At 64.4% G+C, this 16,544-nt stretch carries 14 protein-coding genes; 3 read left to right on the plus strand and 11 right to left on the minus strand.

Annotation, left to right across the window (positions count from 1 at the left end):
- Window positions 1-20: 20 nt before the first annotated feature.
- A complete protein-coding gene (locus tag FJ988_RS25170) occupies window positions 21-1,466 on the minus strand; it encodes a DHA2 family efflux MFS transporter permease subunit (RefSeq protein WP_140821091.1) in 1,446 nt (481 codons plus the stop codon).
- Between the two features lie 113 nt (window positions 1,467-1,579).
- On the opposite strand from FJ988_RS25170, the gene FJ988_RS25175 reads away from it, so the two are divergent.
- On the plus strand, window positions 1,580-2,581 hold the full coding sequence (locus tag FJ988_RS25175; protein ID WP_140821055.1) for an ornithine cyclodeaminase family protein: 1,002 nt from the start codon (window positions 1,580-1,582) through the stop codon (window positions 2,579-2,581).
- Entirely contained in the window at window positions 2,578-4,059 is a 1,482-nt protein-coding gene (gene hutH, locus FJ988_RS25180) for a histidine ammonia-lyase (protein WP_140821056.1), read from the plus strand. The genes FJ988_RS25175 and hutH overlap by 4 nt, the downstream gene beginning before the upstream one ends.
- A 110-nt stretch (window positions 4,060-4,169) precedes the next feature.
- On the opposite strand, the gene FJ988_RS25185 is transcribed toward hutH, so the two are convergent.
- The 10 genes from FJ988_RS25185 to FJ988_RS25230 all read right to left on the minus strand — a co-directional run bounded on the left by FJ988_RS25185 (window position 4,170) and on the right by FJ988_RS25230 (window position 15,151).
- Window positions 4,170-4,976, minus strand: coding sequence for a 3-methyl-2-oxobutanoate hydroxymethyltransferase (locus FJ988_RS25185; RefSeq protein ID WP_140821057.1), 807 nt, complete (start codon window positions 4,974-4,976; stop codon window positions 4,170-4,172).
- Window positions 4,977-4,997: 21 nt separating this feature from the next.
- Window positions 4,998-6,080: a fatty acid desaturase family protein gene (locus FJ988_RS25190; RefSeq protein ID WP_140821092.1), complete on the minus strand. Its 1,083-nt coding sequence runs from the start codon at window positions 6,078-6,080 to the stop codon at window positions 4,998-5,000.
- Window positions 6,081-6,165: 85 nt separating this feature from the next.
- A complete protein-coding gene (locus tag FJ988_RS25195; protein ID WP_140821058.1) occupies window positions 6,166-7,347 on the minus strand; it encodes an aldose 1-epimerase family protein in 1,182 nt (393 codons plus the stop codon).
- A gap of 58 nt (window positions 7,348-7,405) precedes the next feature.
- Window positions 7,406-8,320 (minus strand): sugar phosphate isomerase/epimerase, encoded by a 915-nt coding sequence (locus FJ988_RS25200; protein ID WP_140821059.1) that lies wholly within the window; start codon window positions 8,318-8,320, stop codon window positions 7,406-7,408.
- Window positions 8,321-8,362: 42 nt separating this feature from the next.
- On the minus strand, window positions 8,363-9,451 hold the full coding sequence (locus FJ988_RS25205) for a Gfo/Idh/MocA family protein (RefSeq protein WP_140821060.1): 1,089 nt from the start codon (window positions 9,449-9,451) through the stop codon (window positions 8,363-8,365).
- A gap of 35 nt (window positions 9,452-9,486) precedes the next feature.
- A complete protein-coding gene (locus tag FJ988_RS25210; RefSeq protein WP_140821061.1) occupies window positions 9,487-10,557 on the minus strand; it encodes an ABC transporter ATP-binding protein in 1,071 nt (356 codons plus the stop codon).
- Between the two features lie 3 nt (window positions 10,558-10,560).
- Window positions 10,561-11,646, minus strand: a complete 1,086-nt coding sequence (locus FJ988_RS25215; RefSeq protein WP_140821062.1) for an ABC transporter ATP-binding protein — start codon at window positions 11,644-11,646, stop codon at window positions 10,561-10,563.
- Entirely contained in the window at window positions 11,643-12,599 is a 957-nt protein-coding gene (locus tag FJ988_RS25220) for a carbohydrate ABC transporter permease (RefSeq protein ID WP_140821063.1), read from the minus strand. Before FJ988_RS25220 ends, FJ988_RS25215 begins: the two co-directional genes overlap by 4 nt.
- Window positions 12,596-13,456, minus strand: coding sequence for a carbohydrate ABC transporter permease (locus FJ988_RS25225; RefSeq protein WP_140821064.1), 861 nt, complete (start codon window positions 13,454-13,456; stop codon window positions 12,596-12,598). Before FJ988_RS25225 ends, FJ988_RS25220 begins: the two co-directional genes overlap by 4 nt.
- Window positions 13,457-13,537: 81 nt before the next feature.
- Window positions 13,538-15,151, minus strand: a complete 1,614-nt coding sequence (locus FJ988_RS25230; protein WP_140821065.1) for an extracellular solute-binding protein — start codon at window positions 15,149-15,151, stop codon at window positions 13,538-13,540.
- Window positions 15,152-15,502: 351 nt separating this feature from the next.
- Here FJ988_RS25230 and FJ988_RS25235 point away from each other — a divergent pair, with 351 nt between their 5' ends.
- Window positions 15,503-16,531 carry a LacI family DNA-binding transcriptional regulator gene (locus tag FJ988_RS25235; RefSeq protein WP_140821066.1) on the plus strand — a complete coding sequence of 343 codons (1,029 nt, stop codon included), beginning with the start codon at window positions 15,503-15,505 and terminating at the stop codon, window positions 16,529-16,531.
- Window positions 16,532-16,544: the final 13 nt, after the last annotated feature.

Below are 16,544 nucleotides of genomic sequence, written 5' to 3' on the forward strand. Positions count from 1 at the left end.
ATCTCCGCGACGCCTGGATGTCAACGCTGCGCCGAATGGCCCGAAACCTCGGCTCCCGCGTCGGCCGGCAGCACCAGAAAACGCAGCGCCGTGATCAGCCCGATGGCGCCGATGACGAGAAAGGCTACCCGAAAATCCACCAGATCCAGCACCGGCCGCGCCCTGGCGATCTGCGACAGGTTGAGGATCGCGGCCGCCACCGCGACGCCGAACAGCATCGATATCTGCTGCAGCATCGAGGACAGCGTTGCAGCCGAACTGCGCTGGGCGGCGGCGATATCGGCGAAGGCGAGCGTGTTGAGCGCGGTGAACTGCATCGAGCGCGACAGGCCGGCAATCACCATCAAGGCGATGACCAGAACCCGCGGCGTCTCGGGCGATATCAAGCCGCAGGCCATGATCGCGGCCGAGGCGACGATGCCGTTGACGACCATCACCGAGCGGAAGCCGAAGCGTCGCAAGGTCGGCGTCGTCACCGTCTTCATGCCGAGATTGCCGAGGAAATAGGCCAGGATCATCAAGCCGGCGTCGACGGGCGTAAGGCCGAAGCCGACCTGGAACAACAGCGGCAAGAGGAACGGCGTGGCATTGATCACGACCCGGAAGATGGTGCCGGCGGCAAGCGTCGAGATGGCGAAGGTCTGCACCTTTAACGAGGAGAGGTCGAGCAGCGGATGCGGCGCGCGGTTGAGATGCCGCACCGCCAGCCAGCCGATGACGACGCCGCTGGCGAGCAGCGCAAGCGTCGGCCACATCCCGTCCTCCGGATGCGCGATGCGCTCAAGGCCGTAGAGCAGGCAGGCTAGCCCGAGCGACGTCAGGAAAAATCCCGGCCAGTCGAGCGGCTTTGCATCGGCTTCCCGGCCGCCCGGAATGAAGCGGCCGACCAGCGCCAGGCCGATCAGCCCAAGCGGGATATTGATGAAGAAATTCCAGTGCCAGGACAAATAGGTGGTGATGAAACCGCCGAGCACCGGCCCGACGACGGGCGCGAACAGCGCCGGCCATGTGATCAGCGCCGTGGCGTTGAGCAGTTCGGACTTCGAGGCGTTGCGCAGCACCAGGATGCGGCCGACCGGCGTCATCAGGGCGCTGCCCAGGCCTTGCACGGCGCGCGCGGCGACGAATTGGGTCAGGTTTTGCGAAAATCCGCAGGCGAGCGAGGCCAGCGTGAACAGCGCGATCGCGACGAGGAAGACGTTGCGCGCGCCGAACCGATCGGCAAGCCAGCCCGACAGCGGCACGAACACCGCCATGGTCAGCATATAGACGGTGATGCCGATGCTCATCGCCACCGCCGCCACGCCGAAGGATTGGCCCATCTGCGGTAGCGATGTCGAGATGATCGTCGAATCGAGCAACTGCATGAAGAAGGCGACGGCAACGATCAGCGCCACGCGCCGTGCCTGGTTCGCTTCGACGGACGGCGCGCCGGACACGGCTTCGTTGTCGGGGATGCTGCTCATGACGCGCCGGTTGAACAGCATAAAGCCCACCCAGTCCAGAGCTTAACCAACAAACTTCCGTGTCGTCGTTTCGCCTGTTATGGATGGGCGCGGGGATGGGCTGAGGAAAATGCATGAAGCCGATCTATATCGACTATCTCAATGCACTCGACATTGAGGCTTTGGCCATGACCGACGCCGAGATCATCGATGCCGTCGAGGCCGGGCTCGTCGCGCAGGGCAAGGGCGAGACGGTGATCGAGCCGCGTGTCCATCTTGAGCCCGACCCTTCTTTCCACGGCCACTTCAACGTGCTGCGCGGCTATGTGGCGCCGCTCGACGCCGCCGGCGTCAAGATCGTCGGCGACTATGTCGACAATTACAAGCACGGCCTGCCGTCCGAGTTCGGCATCCTCAACCTCTTCGATCCGCGCACCGGCACGCCGCGCGCCATCCTCGACGCCACCGTCATCACCGACATGCGCACCGGCGCCGTCACAGCGATCGGCGCCAAACATCTGGCACGCAAGAATTCCAAGGTGCTCGGCCATATCGGCGCGCGCGGCACCGCCTACTGGAACGTGCGCCTGCTCGACCACCTCTTCGACTTCGACGAGATCCGCGTCCACTCGCGTCGGCCGGAAAGCCGCGACGGCTTTGCCACGAAATTGTCAACCGACCTCGGCAAGAAGGTCACCGCCGTCGCCGATTGGAAAAGCTGCGTCGAGGGCGCCGACATCGTCGTCGAGGCGTCGCGTCTGAACGAGCCGCAGCCGCTGCTCAAGACCGAATGGATCAAACCCGGCGCTTTGGTGGTGCCCTATGGCACGATGAGCGCGGTGGAATTGTCGCTCACCGACATCATGGTGAAGATCGTCGTCGACGACTGGGGCCAGTGCAAGACCGGCAAGTTCGGCTCGCTGCGCGCCCATGTCGAGACCGGACGCTTGAGCGAATCCACGCTGCATGCCGAACTCGGCCAGATCGTCGCCGGCAAGAAAACTGGACGGCAAAGCGACGACGAAACCATCCTGTTCTGGCACCGGGGCCTGTCGCTCTCCGACATCGCGCTCGGCAAGGCGATGCTCGCCAAGGCCGGCGAAAACGGCATCGGCCAGAGGCTCAGATTCGCATGAGCCCGCTCGTTCTCACCGGCGCCGGCGTCAGCATCGACGATGTCGCGGCCGTCGCGCGCAAGTCCGACAAGGTCGAGGTCACGCCGCTGGTCGTCGAGAAGCTCGGCAAGGCACGAAAAGTCCTCGACGAGGCGGCGGCCGGCGGCCAGCAGATCTACGGTCTGAACACCGGTCTCGGCGCCAATCTCGGCACGGCGGTGGAAGGTGACGCCAGCGCCTTCCAGCGTCAGCTCCTCGACGGACGCGGCGCCGCGGTCGGCGAAGCCTTGCCGATACAGACCGTGCGAGCGGTGATGTTTGCCCGCCTCGCCATGCTTTCGGCGGGCGGTTCCGGCCTCTCGCCGCATGTGTTCACGGCGCTCGTCGAAGCCCTCAATGCCGGCGTCCATCCGGTGATGCCGTCGCTCGGCTCGATCGGCGCCGGCGACCTGGTGATGATGACGGCGATCGCGCACACGCTGATCGGCGAAGGCGATGCCGACTACCAGGGCCGTCGCATGCCTTCCGCCAAGGCGCTGATGATGGCGCGTCTGGCGCCTGTCAGCCTGGCGCCGAAGGACGGGTTGTCGCTGATCAATGCCTCGGCGGTCTCGGCCGGCACCGGCGCGCTGGCGCTTGTCGATGCGCTGTCGGCGATGGAACAGCAGCAACAGGCCGGCGCGCTGACCATGGAAGCGCTTGGCGCAAACCGTACCATTCTCGACCCGCGCCTGCATATCGCCCACCCCGCGGCATGCCAGTTGCTGGCCGCAAAGACGCTGCGCGACCTGCTCGCCCGCGACCAGGAGCCGGCGCCGGCCACCATTCAGGATCCGCTCTCGATCCGCTGCATGCCCTCGATCCATGGGACGCTGATCCAGGCGATCGACCACGCAAGGCTCGCGGTCGAGATCGAGCTCAACGCCGCCGCCGATAATCCGCTGGTGCTGGCCGAGGACGGCTTGGTGCTCTCGACCGGCAATTTCCACACCGCCTCGCTGGCGCTCGCTTTCGAGACGCTTGGCCTTGCGATCGCGCAATGCGCGGCAGCATGCGCCGCGCGCTTCATCCAACTCACCGGCTCAACCCGCCACGGCCTGCCGAAATATCTGTCGCCGATCGGCGGCGCGTCCGCCGGCTTCGTGCCGCTGCAGAAGACTGTGACGGCGATCCTCGCCGGCATCCGCCAAAAGGCAAATCCGGTGATGCTCGACTTCCTGCCGGTGTCCGAGGGCGTCGAGGATCACGCAACGCAGACGCAGCTCGCCATTGCCAAATGCGCCGAGATGATCACGCTGTGGCGGCGTCTGATCGCCCTGGAGCTGATGGCGGCGGCCCAGGCCGTCGACCTGCGCGAAGGTCTAGTGCTGGCGCCGGCAACCGGAGTGATCCATGCGGCGGTCCGCGCGCATGTCGCGACGCTCAAGGAAGACCGGCCGCTGGGGACCAGCGCCAACACCCTCTACGCAGCGCTCGCCGACGGAAGCTGGCAGGCCTAGAGCAATTCCAGGAAAAGTGTGGGCGGCTTTCCGTCAGGAATTGCGTAAAAACAAAGGGATAGAGCGGTTCGCCGCTTCCATGAAACGGTGAACCGCTCTAGTAGCGCGGCTCACTCGAACCTTGCGTCCACCTTCTTCATGAAGAGGGCGAACTCGGCCGGATCCATATGCACGATATGCCGGTCTTCCGGATAGGCGCCACTGTTGACGTCGGCGACATATTCGGAGAACGCCGCGACGCGTTCCGCCTGCAGTCGATCGTATTCGGCAGCGAAGTTGCGGTAGACTTTCGAGTGGCGCGGCATGTGGCCCCTGTTCGTGCCGAGAATGTCCTCGGCGAAAAGATATTGCGCGTCGCAGCCGGTGCCGGCGCCCATCGACAGCATGATCAGCGGCGTGCGCTCGGAGATTGCCTTTGCCACCTCGACCGGCACGACCTCGATCTCGGCGCCGATGGCGCCGGCGGCCTCGAGCTGCCTGACCGCCTCGAACACCTGCATGGCGGTTTCGGCGGTCTTGCCGACAGCCTTGAAGCCGCCGGTCCAGGTCGCGCGGGACGGAATGAGGCCTACGTGGCCAATCACCGGAATCGCGTCGTCGGCCATGCGCTTGACCGTGGCGTAACCGGCGCTGCAATAGACGGCGTCGGCGCCGGCCTTGTAGAGCCGGAACGACCAGCGGACGAAATCGTCAGCCGTGCCGATCTCGAAGAAGTTCTCGCCCGGCATGGTGAAGAGGCTGGGCGCCGCGTCACGATATTGCGGGTTGAGCACCAGTTCAGGCGGCACCGAGACGATGTCGATGCCGGCCCGCTCGGCGGCCTCGGCCTCGTCCAGCGTCAGCACGCGCAGCATGGTCAGCTGCCGCTTGCCCTTCATGGCGCGCAGATCGGCGACGGTGGGTCTCTTTCGGCTCATCTTACATCCTTGCAGGCGTTGTTACTCGGCCGCGGCCGACATGTCGACGTCGTGGAACTCGCCGCGATAGGGCTTGGCCGTCGACGGCAATTCACGCTTGAGATAAAAATCCTCGTATTTCAACTGCCTAATGAGCACCGGCCACACCTCGCGATAGGCGTGCCACATCGACGGGTTCGGCACCGGCAAATCGTGCTTGATCAGCTCATGCAGCTTCGGCAGCGCATGATAGGGCACCATCGGGAACATGTGGTGCTCGACATGGTAGTTCATGTTCCAGTAGATGAACCGGCTGACCGGGTTCATGTAGACGGTGCGCGTATTCAGCCGATGGTCGATGACGTTGTCGGCGAGCCCGATATGCTGCAACAGGCCCGTCGTCACCATATGCCAGGTGCCGTAGAGGCGCGGCAGGCCAATCAGCACCAGCGGTATCCATGATCTAAACGCGATCGCGACAGCGATCGTCGCGACATACACGACCATGTGCCAGCGCGCCGCGATCACCGCTTTTGGCTGCTCCATCTCGGGAATGTAGCTCTTCTCGTCATCGGACAATGTGCCGAAAGCCTGGCGCACCAGGATCGGCAGCGAATAGCGGAAATCGAGGATGCCGGTGAAAGCGAGACCCGCCTTGATGAGATCGGGCGGACGCATCACCGCGATCTCGGCGTCGCGGCCGACGATGATGGTGTCGGTATGATGCCGCGCATGGCTCCAGCGCCACTGCACCGGGTTGCGCATCAGCATGAAGGAGGCGATGTGATAGACGACATCGTTCATCCAGCGCGTGCGGAAGGCGGTGCCGTGGCCGCATTCGTGCCAGCGCGAGTCGCTCGACGAGCCATAGAGCACGCCATAGACGAACAGGAACGGCACCACCCACCACGAACCCCAGAACCAGACGATGCCGGCGGCCGAGCCGAGGATCGCCGCGATCCAGATGACGGAGTCGCGGATCGCCGGACCGTCGGAGCGCTGCATCAGCTCCTTCATCGCCTTGCGCGGCACATCGGTGTGATACCACTCGGCTGAGGCGAGCCCGGTCTCGATCGCCTTACGCGTGCTTTCGCCGACAAGGCTGTAGTCGCGCTTGTTTGCCATCGTCGTCACTTCGACCTCCAATCTTCGTGCACCGCTGGCAATCCGGTCCGCCGGCCGGAGGGCTTGCTTTGGATAAATGTCGCGCTCATGCCCTGCCCGCCAGTTTTGGAAATTTGCCGGAGGGCTGAGGATAATCCTGCTCGGGCTGGCGGGCGATGCCCGCGATCCTGGCTTCAGCGTCGGCGATCGCGTCGGCGCCGTCGAGAACACGAAATACGGCGTCATAGGCACGGGCTTCATCATGCTCCAGCCAGATCATCTCGCCGCGCTCGCGCGCCGCAAGATTGCCGAGCACATGATGGGTCGAAGGCTCTATGCCGAGCGCATACTGGCCGGCCTGGAAATTCTGCCACTCGTAACAGCAAGGCAGCTGGTCCTTGCGGGTGACGACCTCGAAACCGAGGCCGAGGCGGTCGTTGACAACGGCGACCGCCACCTCGCCCTTGGCGTCGGCGTCGAGCTCATGCTGCCAGACCTGTTCGCTGAAGCCTAGTTGCGGCGCGGGCACTGTGCGGTATCCGACCTTCTGCGCCTCGTAGCGCTCACCCTCATGCGCGGCCCAGATCACGTCGCGGATCGGCGCCAGATAGCGCGAACCTTCGTCGAGCAGCGGGTGCCCGACATTGACGTGGTAGAAATACATATGCGGCGTGCGGTGAAAACCGTGATTGACGACGCGATCCGAGAGCCGGATCTCGCTGCCGCCGACATCGGCCTCGATGCGGCGGACGAGGTGCAAGTCCTCGCCGAAGACGCTTGCCTGCTGTACCGTGCCTTCCGCCCACAAAACGCAGCGGTCGCCGTCCCAGCTTTCGCCATAGCCGGTCAGCCGCGCCGGAATGGTGCCGACGCGGCCGTGCAGCGAATGCGTCACCGTCCTGCGTCCAGGATAATTGTAGTTATCGGCCGGCACCTGGCTGCGGCCGAGTATATGATCGAGGCCGCAGGTGACTAGCAGCCCGGAGAAGGACCGCCCCCAGGCAAAGCCGTCCTCGCCCTCATAGTCGTGCAGGCCGGGATGGCGGAACCCGCTCGGCGAATGCCAGCCGATCGCCTGGCCCTTGTACTCGCAATCGGCGATGTCGAGCGCCCGGTCGACCAGCGCGGTGAAGCGCAGGCCCGAGCCGGTGCGGAATTCGAGCATGCGGATGCCGCGCTCGACGCCGTCGCCGAGCGTCATCAGCCGCACGCCGGCGAATTGCGACAGCATGCCGGAGCGTTCGGCGACCTGCCGGCGCGAAAGCGTCTGTCCATAGAGCTTCACCATGCGACGGCGGCATCCTTCACTTTGCTGTCATTCCTTCAGCCGGCGGCGCCTGGCGACCTCAGAGGCCGTTGGCGCGGAATTTCCCGTCGAGGAACTTCTTGGCGCGCGGCACGTCGTCTTCCGACAGATGCTCGATGATCACCGGGATGTTCGGATGTTTTTCGGCGAGACGCTTGAGGTAGAGGTCGTAGTTCAGCGAGCCGAGGCCCGGCGCCGGCAGCTCGATCTCGCCGACACCGCGGAAGGTGTGGCTCTCCATCGCATCGGCGTCGCCGATATCGGCGTGCTTCTCCGACTTGTCGTCGCCCGAGCGCTTCACATCCTTGGCATGAGCGATTTTGATCTTGTCGGTCAGCGTGTCAAACACCTGGTTGAGGATCTGGTCCATCCGGTCGATGTTGTGGGTCTCGAAATAGTTGGTCGGATCCATCAACAGGCCAAGGCCCGGATGGTCGACCTGTGCAAACATCTTCACCGTCTCCTCGACCGAGCCGACGACGTTGTTGACATAGGTCTCGAGCAGGAACACCGCGCCGTGGTCGTAAGCCGTCTGGGCCAGATCGGCGATCACCTTGCGGCACTCCTCGAAACCTTCCTCGGTCTTGTTCTTCGGGTGGTGCACCCAGTCGGATTCGGTGTTGTACGTGCCGGTTTCCGAGATCACGTAGGGCGAGCCAAAGTGACGCGCATTGCGGATGATCTCCTTGAGATAGCCGACGCGCTTCTCGCGCTCCGCCTTGTCCGGATGAATGATGTTGGTGTAGCCAGACACGCAGCAGACCGGCAGGTTGTGGTCGCGGAAGACGTCGCGCACCTTCTTCGCCTTGTCCTTGGTGATCTGCCCGGCCGACAGGTCGACATCCTTGAAGTGCAGGTCGAGCTGCACCGTGTTGAAACCGAGGCCGCGGATTTTTTGCGCCGTCTCTTCGAGGCCGTACGGGAAATAGCCCGTGAAAATACCTGCCTGCATCATGATGTGAATTCCTCCCTGTAAGCGATTCAGTTGCCAGTGATTTCAGTTGATCGGGATTTCGGAAAGCTTGACCGTGCGGCCCGCGGCCATCGAGCGGTAGCCGGCTTCGACCAGCGCCATGGTCTTGACGTTGTCGGCGACGGAGAGCGCTGGCGGCGTGCCGGTCTTCACCGCATGCTGCAGTTGCTCCATCACGCCGATGAAGGCGTGCGGGAACCACATCGTCTCCCAGCTTGGGCTCACCCACTCGCCGCCGGTCGTCTCGGCCGAGGCATAGGTCAGTGTCGAGGCCGCACCGGTCGGCCAGCCGATCGTGCCCTTGGCGACGCCCTTGGTGCCGTCGACGCGCCAGTTGATGTGCTGGTCGTCGCGATAGCCTTCCTGGCGCGGGCCGGACCACACATCCTCCAGCGAGACGGCGAGCACGCCGGACGGGAAGCGCAGCGTCGAGACGGTGATGCCGTCGGAATGGTCGAACGTTGTGCGCGGGTCCTTGCGCGTCAGCGTGGTGATCTCTTCCGGATCGCCGAACAGGAAGCGCAGTACGTCGAGGTGGTGCACGCTCATATTGGCCAGCGTCAGCCGGTCGTAGCCCTGAAGGAATGTCTGCCAATGCGGAATGGCATGCATATCGATCTGCGCGAAGACGATGTCGCCCAGCGCGCCGCTGTCCATGATCTGCTTCAAGACGCGCATCGACTGGTCGTAGCGCATGTTCTGGTTGACCGAGAGGATCTTGCCGGCTTTCGCCGCCTCGTCGCGCAGCTTGACGGCTTCCTCGACCGACAGCGCCAATGGCTTCTGTGCCAGGATCGCCTTGATATGCTTCTGCTTCAATGCATGGCGGATCAGCGCCGGCTGCAGGTCCGGCGGAAAGGCGAGATCGATGATCTCGACATTGACATCCTCGATCAGCTGTTCCGGCGTGTCATGCACCGTCGGGATGCCCCAGCGGCTGGCGACCTTCTGGGCATTTGCCTTGGTCCGCGAGGCGATCGCCACCACCGGGAAGCCGGCCTCCTTGTAGGCGGCGAGATGACACTCGGCCATGATCATGCCGGCGCCGACGCAACCGATCCGGTATTCCTTGGTGCGAACCTTGACGTCCGGCTCGAAGCCTTTGCCTGCCATGTCTTCCTCCCGAAATGCTTTCTTCGCGGCTGCCGTCACAACGCGCCTCCGTCCTGGCCGAAATAATGCACGCGAGCCGGCTCGCAGGATATCGCCACCATGGCGTCCGGCCTGATGTCAGGCTGGCCGCGCAGCAGCGCGCGCAGCCGCGCCTGCCCGGCAGCGAGCGTCACCACGGTGTAGCCGCCGAGCGGCTCGACCTCGAACACCCGCGCCGGGCGGCCCAGGCCCGCTTCCGCCGTCTCTTGATCCGTCCAAGGCCGGACCTTGATGTCTTCGGGCCTCAGCCCGATCTCGATCGCCTCGGTCGGCGCCTTGGCATCGGCGATGCGGATCGTCCCTTCCGCGGCCTCGACGCCGCCAGCGCCGCGCACCGATGGCAGAATGTTCATCATCGGTGATCCCAGCATGCGCGCCACATAGGCGCTGGCCGGGCGGTCGTAGATCTCGGCCGGCGCCCCGACCTGCCGGATCCGGCCGTTCTCCAGGATCGCCATGCGGTCGGCGACAGACATCGCCTCTTCCTGGTCATGCGTGACATAGATCAGCGTCTTGCCGAGATCGCGCTGGATGCGCTTCAGTTCGACCCGCGTTTCCTCGCGCAGCCGCGCGTCGAGCGCCGAGATCGGATCGTCCATCAGATAGGCGGCAGGGTCGCGCACCAAAGCGCGCGCTATCGCCACGCGCTGCCGCTCGCCGCCGGAAAGCTGCGCCGGCGGCTTGTGCAGGATGTGGCCGATATGCAGCTTGGCGGCGACGTCGGCGACGCGCTTCTTGATATCGAGCTCGACGACTTTGCGCTCGACCAGCGGGAAACGGACATTGTCGAGCGCACTCATATGCGGAAACAGCGCCAGGTTCTGGAACACCATGGCGACGTTGCGCTCCGCCGGCGAGACATTGTTGACCGGCTTGCCGCCGATCAGGATCTCGCCTTGATCCGGCGCTTCCAATCCGAGCACAAGGCGCAGGATCGTCGACTTGCCCGACAGCGGCGGGCCGAAGAAGCAGAAAAACTCGTTGTCGTTGACGGTGAACGAAGCATCGTCGACGGCAAGCGTCTTGTCGTAGCGCTTGGTGACATTGCGGAAAACGATATCGGCCATGGCTCAGCCCGCCTTCACTGAGACGCCGGTGGTGGCGTCGAAGACGCGCACCGACGAAGCCGGCGGCGCGACGACCGCCGTCTGTCCGACCGACAGGCCGACGTCGTTCTCGAACACCGCCTTCACCGCGCCCTCGCCTTCGCCCAGATGGACGATGGTGCGCGCGCCGATCCGCTCGACGAAGCTCACCCGCATTGACAGCCCGCGTTCCGCAAGCGTCACCTGCTCGGGCCGGAAACCATAGAGCACGTCGCCGCGCATCGCTCTCACAGTCGAAGCCAATCCATCCGGCAAGGGTGGCGTTACGCCGAGCGGTCCGAGATCGACCACCAACCCACGGTCGCTCTCGGCCGGCCTGCCCCTCAGCAAGTTCATGCCCGGCGCGCCGATGAAGCGAGCGACGAAGACATTGGCCGGATTGTTGTAGACCTCGAGCGGCGTACCGACCTGTTGCAGCACGCCATGATCCATCACCGCGATCCGGTCGGCCATGGTCATCGCTTCGAGCTGGTCATGCGTGACATAGACCATCGTCTGCCTGAACTGCCGCTGCAGCTGCTTGAGCTCGGTGCGCATCACCGCCCGAAAAGCGGCGTCGACATTGGACAGCGGCTCGTCGAGCAGGAAGATCGCCGGTTCCATGATCGCCGAGCGGCCGATCGCCACGCGCTGCAGGATATTGACCGACAGCCGGTCGGCCTTGCGGTCGAGCAGCGGCGTGAGCTGCAGCATCTCGGCGATGGCGCAGACGCGGCGGTCGATCTCGGCCTTGGCCGCACCCCGCATCCTCGGCCCGTAGGCGAGGTTCTGGCGCACGCTCATATGGGTGAAGATGGCATAGTTCTGGAAGACGAAGCCGACGCCGCGCCGCCCCATCGGCACGCCGGCCATGTCGCGCTCGCCGAACAGGATTTTGCCGCTGGTCGGCTCCTCCATGCCGGCGATCATGTTCATCGTCGTCGACTTGCCGCAGCCCGACGGCCCAAGCAGCGCCATGAACTCGCCATCGGCGATTTCGAGGTCCATCGTCTTCAGCGCAGCGAAGTCGCCGAAGGACTTGGTGAGGTTCTTGAGATGGATGGCGCTCATGCCGGCACCTCCCGGGCTTTCGCCATGCGCTTCATGGCGTAGACCGCGACGATCGAAAGCACGATCAGGATGGCAAGCGCGATGGCCGCCACATAGCCCCAGATCAGGTCCTGGGTGGTGACCTTGTAGATGTAGACCGAGATCGTCTCCGTGGCGACGCCGGGGCCGCCACCGGTCATGATGTAGAGCGTGTCGAAGATCTTGAAATTCTCGATCACCCGGATCGCCAGCGCGATGATGATGATCGTCTTCATCTTCGGCAGCACGATGGTGGTGAAGCGCTGCCAAGGATTGGCGCCGAGCAGCGTCGCCGCCTTCATCTGGTCCTCCGGCACGCCGACCAGTCCCGCGAGCAGGATGAGGAACATCAGCGGCGTCCACTGCCAGATGTCGGCGATCATGACGGCAATCAGCGCCAAGGTCGGATCCGACAGCCATGCGATGGTCACCGGCGTGCCGATGATCCGCGCCAGGATGTCGTTCACCGGACCGCCCGACTGGAACAGCATGAAGAACATGTAGCCGGCGACCGCCGGCACCACCATCATCGGCATCAACAGGATCGAATAGAAGACGCGCTTGCCGGGAAAATCGTCGGCGAACAGCGTCGCCAGCGCCAGGCCGAGCAGGAACTCCGCCGGCACGCAGACCAGCATGACGATCGCCGTGCGCTGCAACGCGCTCCAGAAGCGGGTATCGGCGGCGAGATCGGTGTAATTGGCAAAGCTGTTCCACATCTCCCAGGCGTTCCACCAGCCGACGCCGGACAGCGGCGACCAGTCGGTGACGCTGATGTAGAGCTGCATCAAAAGCGGAAAGGCCGAGATGAACAGCACCAGGATCTGCGCCGGCAGGGTCAGCCGGAAGCCCAGCCGCGCGCCCTCGTCCGGCACGGCGGGCTTTGTCCGTGCGTCCATCTCGCCCTCCGCAATCGTCGCCGTCACCGCGCTCATTGCTTGAGCGCTCCGAAGGTCAGCCCGCGCACCAGGTGGCGCTGGATGGCGATGCCCATGATCACCGGCGGCACCGCCGCGATCAGGCCGAGCGCGGCCTTGGCGCCATAAAGCTGCCCGGTCATCGAGGACGACAGCGAGGCCATATAGACCGGGATTGTCACCCATTCGCGCGTGGTGAGCAGCAGCGCGATCAGATAATCCGACCAGTTCAGGATGAAGACGAAGAGCGCGGCACTCGCCAGCGGCGCGCGCATCATCGGCAGCGTGATGCGGGTGAAGACGCGCAGTCGCGAACAGCCCTCGACGAGGGCCGCCTCCTCGATCTCGCGCGGCATATCGTCGAAGAAAGTCTTCATCAGCCAGAAAGCGAAGGGCAGCGTGACGATGCCGTAGATCAGCGCCAAGCCCCACCAGGTGTCGTTGAGGTTGAGGAAGGCCCACATGATCATCACCGGGATCATCACCGCCATCGGCGGAAACAGCCTGAGCTGGATCAGCGCCAGCGGCAGGTTCTGGCCGGAGCCGAAGCGCGACAGGCCGTAGGCCGCGGCAGTGCCCGCCGACATGGCGATCGCGGTACCGAACACCGCCGAAAGCAGCGACGACAGGATCGGCTTCAGCGCCGTGTGGTCGAGCGCGACGATCAGGTCGTTGGTCGAATGGCCGAAGACGAACTCGAAATTGGCAAGCGTCGGCTGCTTCGGCCACCATGTCAGGTCGGCGCCCGTCGCCGACCATTCGCCGATCGGCTTGAAGGCCATCGACACCATCCACAGGATCGGCACCAGCGTCACCGCCATCGCCGCGAAGATCGCGGCGTAGCGGAAAATCTCGAAAGGAACGGAACGCTTCATCTGGCTGCTTTGCTGGTGGCGTTGAGTGCAGAGGGGAAGAGCTTTCGCCCCTCCCCTCCGGCTCTGATCCAGGGAGGTGGATCAGCTGATCGGATCGAGAACCGTCGGCCAGGCCTCCTTGTTGGTTTTGATGGCTTCGAGCAATTTCTCCTCGCCGGTGCGCCGCGCTATCTTTTTCCACTCGCGCTCGGTGTCGGCCATCGCCTGCTCGAGCGTTTTGGCCTTGGTCAGCGAGGCCATCAGGTTCTCGTCCAGCGCATTGTGGAAGGCCGTGGCGCCGGGATAGTTGATGGTCGGCACCGTGCGCGCCACCGTCTCGCGCACCACGTCCATGTGGTAGGCGTGGTAGGTTTGGCGCACGAGCGGATCGGAAAAATCCGAGAGCCGGAACGGATCGAGATAGCCGCCGGGATTGGCGCTCATCCAGGCATAGATGCGGGCCGAGCCGAGCCACTGCAGCAGAAGGTAAGCGGCCTCCGGATTCTTCGACTGCGACGACACCATGCCGGTCAGCGAGAACCAGAGCACCGAGCGGCTGATCAGCTTGCCGTCGATCTCGCGTCCCGGCGGCAGCATCGAGCCTATCTTGCCGGTGACGGCGGAATCCTTGTTGCCGGCATTGTCGAGGAATTTCGGCAGGTTGGAGAAGGCGCAGGTCATCGCCGCTCCGCCCTTGGCGAAATTGCCGTACTGTTCCGGCCAGCCCCACGAGATCGCGTCCGGCGAATGATGGGCCAGCGACTCCACATATTCCTTGGTCGCCGCGATACCCTGCTCGGAATTGATCAGCGGCTTGCCGTCGTCGCCGAACAGGAACTGGTTGGGCGAAGCCATCGAGACGTAACGCTGGTACCAGTTGGTGTAGCCCCAGCCCTGGTTGCGCAGATCGGTCGAACCGAACAGGCCCTTGTCCGGCCGCTGGAAGAACGCCGCGACATCGCTGTGCTGCTTCCAGGTCTTGGGCGGCGCCAGGTCGTAGCCGTATTTGTCCTTGAACGCCTTCTGCTCGGCGGCGTCGCCGAACAGGTCCGTGCGGTAGACCCAGGTCTGGAAGTCGCCGTCCAGCGACACGCCATAGGTCGAGCCGCGATACTGGTTGAGCAGCGACACGCCCTTGGCGCCGTTGACGTAGCCGGTCTTGGGATCGTCCCATTCCGGCTTGTGCTGCGCGACGAAGTCGTCGAGCTTGGCGATGCCGCCGGTTTCGGCGAGATCGCCGAGGCGGTTCCACTCGGTCGAATAGATGTCGTAGGCCCCACCCTTGGTGGAGATGTCCTGCATCGTCTTGGTGAATTCCTGACCGTTGGGCAGACCGACGATCTCGATCGCGATGCCGGTTTCCTTCTCCCAGAGATCCTTGATCGACGGCGCGCCCGCCGGGAAAGGCTTGGTCAGCTGACCGATCGAGCCGTCGGACAGGCCAAGCACGATCTTCGCCGGCGCCTTGCCGGCCGCCTTGAGCGCCTTGGCCGCCTCGACGGCGCGGCCTTCCGGCGTGTCGGGTCCATACTGATAGCGCTCGGCGCCGTCGAAGCCGGTCGGCCCGCCGATCATGCCGGGCGCCAGCGCGTCCGCCGCGAAGACGCGGCCGGGACGAATGAACTGCGGTGCAATGCCAGTCGCGGCGACGAACACCGCCGCCTTTCCTCCGGACGCCAGCAGGCGGCGCCGCGACATGCGGATCAGTTGAGACATCGAGTTCCTCCCTCGGGCCTGTTCCTCCATGGCCCACGTGAGGGATATTGACGACAGAGCATGAAGCCTGTCAACATCATAAATACTCAAAACACGTCATAAGATCGCAAATGAGGGAGAGAATGCTGTCCACCGAACCCGTCACGTCGCACCCATTGCTTGGATTTGAGGGGTTTTCGCCTCGATCCGGTCGGCTTGGCCGGACCTTCGCAGCCTTGTGTAACGCCTCGGCTTGCGTAGAGGCCAAGCCCGGTTACATCATTTCACATCAGAATCGCTGCCGCTTCCGAGCGGTTTCCCGGAACGGATTGGAGGCTGCGTGATTTTGATGCTTGCGATGAGGTGCCAGACGTGCGGTCAACCCTGACAGACATAGCCCGCGAAGCCGGCGTTTCCCCGGCCACGGTCGATCGCGTGCTGAACAACCGTCCAGGCGTGCGGGCGCGTACCCGCGAGATCGTCATCGAGATGGCGCAGCGCCTAGGCTATATCGCCGAAACGCCGAACGGCACGCCGCAGCGCGCCGTGCCGGGGCAGACGATCCGGCTCGACTTCGCCCTGCCGGCCGGCACCAATTCCTTCATCAAGCTCTTGCATCGCCACATCGAGGCACAGGCGCTGACGCGGCCCGACCTCGATGTCCGCGTCACCACCATCGAAGGCTTCAACCCCGACCGCCTCGCCCGCCTGCTGCAGGACCTGCACGGCCAGACGCAAGGCGTCGGCGTCATCGCCCTTGACCATCCGACGGTGCGCGAGGCGATCCGCTCGCTGTCGGCCAGCGACGTCAAGGTCGTCACCATCGCCTCCGACATCCTGCACGTGCCGCGGGTCGCCTATATCGGCATCGACAACCGCGCCGCCGGCCGGCTGGCCGGCTATCTCCTCAACCGCTTCATGGGCGTCGGCCGTCCGGGCAAGGTCGCGCTGTTCGCCGGCTCGCTCGCCTATCGCGGCCATGAGGAGCGCGAGATGGGTTTCCGCCACATCCTGGCGGAAGAATCGCCCAACCTCGAGATCGTCGAGATGCGCGAAATGCTCGACGACCGCGAGAAGGCCTATTCGGAAGCTTCAGCCCTGCTCGAGCGCCATCCCGATCTTGCCGCCATCTACAATGTCGGCGCCGGCAATACCGGCATCGCTCGGGCGCTCAAGGAGCGGGCCCGGGCGCGGGAGATCATCTTCCTCGGCCATGAGGTGACGGACGGCACCAAGGAACTGCTGCTCGACGGCACGCTCGATGCCGTCATCGACCAGAACCCGCGCGTCGAGGCCAGGGAAGCGCTCAACATCCTGTCCCACTCGGTCAGGGGACTGCCCTACGAACTGCACCAGCCGCGCCTGCAGGTAATCTTCCGCGAAAGCATTCCGGAGATTTGACCGGCCCGTGGCC

It is taken from the genome of Mesorhizobium sp. CU3, from assembly GCF_006442965.1.
In the GTDB taxonomy this organism is placed as follows: Bacteria; Pseudomonadota; Alphaproteobacteria; order Rhizobiales; family Rhizobiaceae; genus Mesorhizobium.